Genomic DNA, 6,802 nt, shown 5'->3' with positions numbered 1-6,802 from the left:
GCACAGAAGATGGCTGAGGACTTGCAGGAAGCGCTTTCTCCTGATCGCGTGCTGCTATACCCTGCCAATGAGCTGGTAGCCGCTGAAGCAGCGGTATCCAGTCCGGAGACGCTTGCCCAGCGGATCGATGTGCTGACCAAATGCGCGCAAGGCTTCCGGGGCATTGTCGTGGTTCCTTACTCCGGCGTCCGCCGTCTGCTTCCCTCGCCGCATGTGATGGCCGAAGCCCAGCTGACCATTTCGCAGGATGGTACCCTCTCTCTGGAGGATTTCCTGATATCCATGATCGGGATGGGATATGAACGGGTAGAGCGGGTTGAGAACCGCGGCGAGCTTAGCGTACGGGGCGGCATTATAGACTTTTATCCGATGACCGCTGCCTTGGCTTACCGGGTGGAGCTGTTCGATGATGAGGTGGATTCCATCCGGACCTTTGACCCGGCAGATCAGCGTTCCATTGACAAGGTACGCAGTGTGAAGATTACACCGGCCAAAGAGATTATTGCGGAGCGGTCTCGTCTGGAGTCTGCGGCTTCAGCGGCTGCGGACATGCTGGAACGCCAGCTGGAGAAGATGACCGACCGGCAGGCCAAGCTGCGTCTGCGTGAGGAAATGGGCCGTGAGCTGGAGATGCTGCGGGAAGGCACCTATTTTCCTGAAATCTATAAATATATTAGTCTCTTATATCCTGAACGTACTCATTTATATGATTACATGGCTCAGGATACGCTGCTGGTGCTGGATGAGCCGGCAAGACTGCTGGAGACAGCGAAACAGCTGGAACGCGATGAGTCCGAATGGAACCTGCATCTGCTGCAGAACGGCAAGAATCTGCCGGACCTCCATCTCTCTGTGGACAATGATGTAATTATGTACCGCCGGCCGTTCCAGAGCCTGTTTATGTCGATCTTTTTGCGTCAGGTTCCCCATATCCAGCCCCAGAACATCCTTGGCTTCATCAGCCGCGGCATGCAGGATTTCCATGGACAGATGAATGTACTGAAATCCGAGATGGAGCGCTGGCATAAATCAGGTGTGCAGGTAGTGATGCTTGCGAGCAGTGAGGAACGGATGGAGCGGGTCCGCCGGGTGCTTGATGACTACGGTATTGAGGAGCCTACGTTGCTGCAAGGTAACCTGGGGTCCGGCTTCGAGCTGCCTTCCATCCATCTGGCGGTAATTACCGAAGGGGAAATGTTCTCCCAGAAGCAGCGCAAAGCGCGCAAGGTATCGAAAGGAATCGACAATGCCGAGCGGATTAAGAGCTACACTGAGCTCAAAATCGGTGATTATGTCGTTCACCAGAATCACGGGATCGGTAAATACATGGGCATTGGCACACTCGAGGTCAGCGGCATTCACCGTGATTATATGCATATTATGTATGCCGGCGGTGACAAGCTGTCTGTGCCGATTGAACAAATTGACCTGATCCAGAAATATGTCGGTTCGGAGGATAAAGAGCCGAAGGTATACAAGCTTGGCGGTAACGAATGGACGAGAGTTACGAGCAAGGTACGCTCCTCGGTGCAGGATATCGCGGATGACTTAATTAAGCTGTACGCGGAACGGCAGAGTGCGCTTGGCTACGGATTCGAGAAGGATACCCAGGAACAGCGCGAATTCGAGGAAATGTTCCCTTATGAAGAGACGCGCGACCAGCTCCGGGCGATTGAGGAAATTAAGAAGGACATGGAGCAGAACCGTCCAATGGACCGGCTGCTGTGCGGTGACGTGGGCTACGGCAAGACTGAAGTGGCGATCCGTGCCGCATTCAAATCAGCCATTGAAGGCAAGCAGGTGGCAGTTCTTGTGCCGACCACCATTTTGGCGCAGCAGCACTATGAGACGTTCCGGGAACGGTTCGCGAATTATCCGCTGAACATTCAGGTACTCAGCCGGTTCCGCAGCCGCAAGGAGCAGAATGAGACAATCAAGGGCGTACGGCAGGGAACCGTAGATGTGGTCATCGGAACACACCGGCTGCTGTCACAGGATATGGTCTTCAAGGATCTCGGCCTGCTGATTGTGGATGAAGAGCAACGATTTGGTGTAACCCATAAAGAAAAGCTCAAAAAGCTGAAGACGAATGTGGATGTTCTCACCCTCACAGCTACACCGATTCCGCGTACGCTGCATATGTCCATGCTCGGGGTACGGGATTTGTCAGTCATTGAGACGCCACCAGAGAACCGCTTTCCTGTACAAACGTATGTGGTGGAGCATAGCCAGACGCTTACACGTGAGGCGGTGGAACGTGAGCTGGCCCGCGGCGGCCAGGTTTATTATCTGTATAACCGCGTGCAGGGCATTCAGGAGATGGCTGCACAGATTTCTATGCTGGTTCCGGAAGCGCGGGTGGGCATCGGCCATGGCCAGATGTCCGAGTCGGAGCTGGAGAAAACCATACTTGATTTCCTAGACGGGGAATATGATGTGCTTGTCAGTACGAGCATTATTGAGACCGGGGTGGATATCCCGAACGTCAATACGCTGATCGTGCATGATGCCGATAAAATGGGACTGTCCCAGCTGTATCAGCTGCGTGGACGTGTGGGCCGTTCCAACCGGATCGCCTATGCCTATTTCACCTACCAGCGGGATAAAGTGCTGACCGAAGTAGCGGAGAAACGCCTGCAGTCGATCAAGGAATTTACGGAGCTTGGTTCCGGCTTCAAAATTGCCATGAGAGACTTGTCCATCCGCGGTGCAGGAAATCTGCTTGGCGCAGAGCAGCATGGATTCATTGCCTCAGTCGGATTTGATCTGTATTCGCAAATGCTGGCGGAAGAAATCCGCAAGCGGAAGGTTACGGTGCTTGGTGAAGAGGACACTTCGCTGAAGCAGGGCAATACCGTCATTGATTTGTCGATTGACGCCTATCTGCCGTCCGAGTATATTTACGACAGCATTCAGAAGATCGAAATCTATAAAAAGGTTGCGGCGGTAGCCACCTTTGAGGATGCGGGCGAGCTGGAGGATGAGCTGCTTGACCGGTTCGGCGAATTGCCGGAGGCGGTGGTTAATCTGCTGTCGGTAGCACGCCTTAAGGTTTACGGTAAACTATACGGCATGGAATCCATGGTTCGGCGGGGTGACGAGGTTGCACTCAATTTCCATGAAGGCAGCACGGCTGCGTTTGACACGGCAAAACTCGCGAAAGTTGGAAATAGCTTCGAAAGACGTGTACAATTTGATAGAGATGCCAAAGCCGGCATCCGCATTAAAACCAAAGACCTCACTGATAAAGAGCTGCTAGATCTGCTGGAACAATTTCTGGAAGCAGCGAAACAGTCGTTAAAATCGAAGGGAGAACTACACAATGTCGTTAAATAAAACAAAATCCTGGAAAGTGCTGCTGGTTTCATTAGCCGCGGCCGTTTCCTTCTCTATGCTATCTGCCTGCAGCAGCAATAATAACAACAATAGTGCTGCTGAAGATAACAGCAAGGCTGTAGCAACCTATAAAGACGGCACAATCACCGAGAAGGAATTCGATCTGGACACTCGTGTCATGAAGTTCCTGTCTCCGCAGCAGGCACAATATCTGGAAATTGATGCCTTTAAGGAGTCGATTCTGAAGCAGGAGGTTGCTTTCGAATATCTCGCCGCCAAGGCAACGGATGATGCTAAGAAGCAAGCGGAGAAAGAAGCCGATGTGCAGGTGACCTCGCTCAAGACCGCGCTTGGCGACACCTATGAAAGCTCCCTGAAGGAGCAGAATTTGACCGAAGCTGAGATCCGTACGTATATGGTGCGTGTGCTTACCGTATATCAGGACATGCTGCTGAAAATTACCGACGAACAGGTAAAGGCGGAATTCGAAGCGACTAAAGGTGACTTTACAGTAGCTACACTGCGTCACGTACTGATCGGCCTGACGGATGCCGCCGGCAAGGAACGGACCGATGAAGATGCCCTGAAGCTGGCTAAAGAAGTAAAGGCTAAGCTTGACGGCGGTGCCGATTTTGCCGCAACTGCTAAAGAGTTCTCTGATGACACCGGTTCTAAGGACAACGGCGGCGAATATAAGGATGCTACCCTGGGTACTTATGTAGAGGAGTTCAAGAAGGCCGCGCAAACCCTGCCGCTGAACACCATCAGTGATCCTGTAAAGACAAACTATGGTTATCACATTATGGAGGTTGAAGCACGTACGGAGACTACCTTCGACAAGCTGTCTGACGAGCAGAAGGAAACCGTCAAGAGCACGCTGGCCTCCAAGAATCTTGAATCCTTCCTGGACAAGGATCTTGAATCGCTTGAAATCAAGATCAATCTGCCGAAGAGCTCTGCCGCTGCAGATGAAACCGGATCAACCAATAGCGGAGCTGAGCCGACTGAAGCTCCAAGCGCATCCCCGGCCGCTACAGAAGCCGCTGAATAACCAAAATAATGAACAGACAAGCCATCCTGACGCTTCCAAGCGAGGGATGGCTTTTTGGTATCTCCGGCGGGTATAATTTTGCGAAAATAGGCACATCCTTGGAACAAATATCCGGTAGCCGCGAGGATTTGGATATTATATTTTATGCAGGCCTTAGCATGTATAAGGAACTGGGAAGAGATGAATACTATGGTCAGATATTACGATAAATCACTGGGATTATCCTTTCCCATAATGGACAGTAGTTGGACCATACTTCTTAAGAAAGCGGGGCAACATGTGAAATGAAAGCTACTGGTATTGTTCGCCGTATTGATGACCTCGGCCGAGTTGTTATCCCTAAAGAGATTAGACGCACACTGCGTATCCGTGAAGGTGATCCGCTGGAGATCTTCGTCGATCGTGACGGTGAAGTCATACTGAAGAAATATTCCCCGATCGGGGAGCTTGGCGATTTCGCCAAGGAATATGCGGAATCCCTCTTTGAAGGCACCGGACATATCACAATGATTACTGACCGTGACAGCTTCATCGCCCTTGCCGGCGGCTCCAAAAAAGATTACCTGGAAAAACAAGTAGGAGTGCTGCTTGAAAAGGTCATGGAAAGCCGTAAGACGGTGCTTGAGACAAATGCCGGGAATTACGACATCGGAAAAGATCATGCGGAGATGTTGTCCAGCTATGTAGCTGCCCCCATTATTTCTGGCGGCGATCCGATTGGCTGCGTAGTTCTGCTGAATAAAGATGATTCAGTGAAAATGGCGCAGATGGAAGTGAAAATGGCCGAGACCGCTGCCGCCTTCCTGGGCAAGCAGATGGAGCAGTAACCGATTGGCGCCAGGTGCCCCGCTTTCCTTTTGATGTATATCAAAAGGAGAGCGGGGTTTTGTCGTCTGCCTGCATGCGTTATAATATTAGGAATTCATCCCATTATGACAGTTATAGCTGTAGAAGCAGGTAAACCATGAAATTAAACCCGCAAGGCTCCAAGCTGCTGCAAGGAGCATTTATTCTCAGTGCAGCAGCTATTGTCTCCAAGCTTATTGGTACGCTGCAAAAGATCCCGCTGCAAAATTTAGGCGGGGATGCCGTTTTCGGCATTTATAATACGGTTTATCCGCTGTATACGATGCTTGTCACGGTCGCGATGCTGGGTCTGCCGCCTGCCATATCGAAATTTGTAGCCGAGGCTTCCGCCGGAGGAGATGAGGCAGAAGGACGCCGGGTACTCCGGCTGTCGGCAATCCTTACAGCCATCAGCGGCCTGGTTATTGGTGTGCTTACCTATGCCGGTGCTCCGGTCATTGCAGGCTGGGTCGGAAATTCGCATATTATACCAGCGCTGCATACCAGCGCCTGGGGACTGGCCGTTGTACCGCTGATGGCAGCCATGCGCGGCTATTTTCAGGGACTGCATAACATGGTTCCGACGGCTGTATCCCAGGTCGTAGAGCAGTCAGTCCGAGTTATCGTGATGATTGCACTGCTGCTGTATCTGACAAGAAACGGCGCGGACGCAGCCAATATAGCGGCTGGCGCGCTGCTCGGCTCAGCCGGGGCGGCGCCGCAGGGCTGCTTGTCATGCTGCTGTTCTGGCGGCGCCACCGCCATAAGGTCTCTGCCTTATTGCCGGACCCTGCATCCGAATTATCCGCCGCCGCTGCCGAGACTGCGGCAGGTAGACAGTCCGGCTTCAGCGCGGCGGCTGGGGGCCGGCGGCACAAAGGCACCCAAGCCCGGCAGCTGCTCACCTACGGGCTGCCGGTCATGCTGGGGGCATTAGCCGTACCGCTGGTCGGTCTGGTCGATGTGTTTACAGTGCCCCGGCTGCTGTCATCATCCTATAGTGAAGCGGCCGCGATGGCGCAGTTCGGCATCTACAACCGCGGCCTGCCGCTTGTGCAGATTGTGACGATGCTGGCGACCTCACTATCGGTCGTATTCATCCCGGCACTGGCTGAGGCCAAGTACCGCGGGGACGAGGGGCTTGTAAGAACCCGCTGCAGCCTGTCGCTGCGCTGGTTCTGGCTGCTGGGCCTGGCCGCTTCGGTCGGCCTGGCAGTCCTGGCAGAGCCGATTAACACGGCTCTGTACGGCGATGCCGCCGGCAGCAGCACGATGATCTGGCTGGCCTTCACCGCCGCCGGCGGCACGGTCAGCATCATCTCGGCCGCGCTGCTGCAGGGCCTTGGCGCCGTGCGTGCGCCGGCGCTGCACCTGTTGGCCGCAGCAACGCTTAAGGCGGCCCTTAACCTGCTGCTCGTACCGCAGCAGGGCATTACCGGCGCAGCTATCGCCAGCGTGGCTGCGCATCTGTTCGCAGCAGCGCTGAACGTGCTGCTGCACCGCCAGGGCTATCTGCGGCTGCGCTTCGCAGATGCCCTGGTGAAGCCCGCGCTGCTGCTCGCGGGCTTA

3 protein-coding genes and 1 pseudogene are annotated in these 6,802 nt (G+C 53.8%); all 4 read left to right on the top strand.

Annotated features, from left to right (window positions below):
- On the top strand, nt 1-3,336 hold a 3,336-nt coding region (mfd, locus tag AQR02_RS30500), incomplete at its 5' end, for a transcription-repair coupling factor (RefSeq protein ID WP_082452165.1).
- Entirely contained in the window at nt 3,323-4,387 is a 1,065-nt protein-coding gene (locus AQR02_RS30495) for a peptidylprolyl isomerase (RefSeq protein ID WP_054944027.1), read from the top strand. The genes mfd and AQR02_RS30495, both read left to right, overlap by 14 nt.
- Before the next feature lie 284 nt (nt 4,388-4,671).
- Entirely contained in the window at nt 4,672-5,214 is a 543-nt protein-coding gene (gene spoVT, locus AQR02_RS30490; protein WP_054944026.1) for a stage V sporulation protein T, read from the top strand.
- A gap of 137 nt (nt 5,215-5,351) precedes the next feature.
- Nucleotides 5,352-6,802: pseudogene (locus tag AQR02_RS30485) on the top strand (putative polysaccharide biosynthesis protein); the annotation flags it as partial.

Origin of the sequence: Paenibacillus ihuae (genome assembly GCF_001368795.1) — a bacterium.
GTDB lineage: Bacteria > Bacillota > Bacilli > Paenibacillales > Paenibacillaceae > Paenibacillus_AQ > Paenibacillus_AQ ihuae.
This window is presented reverse-complemented; position numbering and strand designations above follow the sequence as displayed.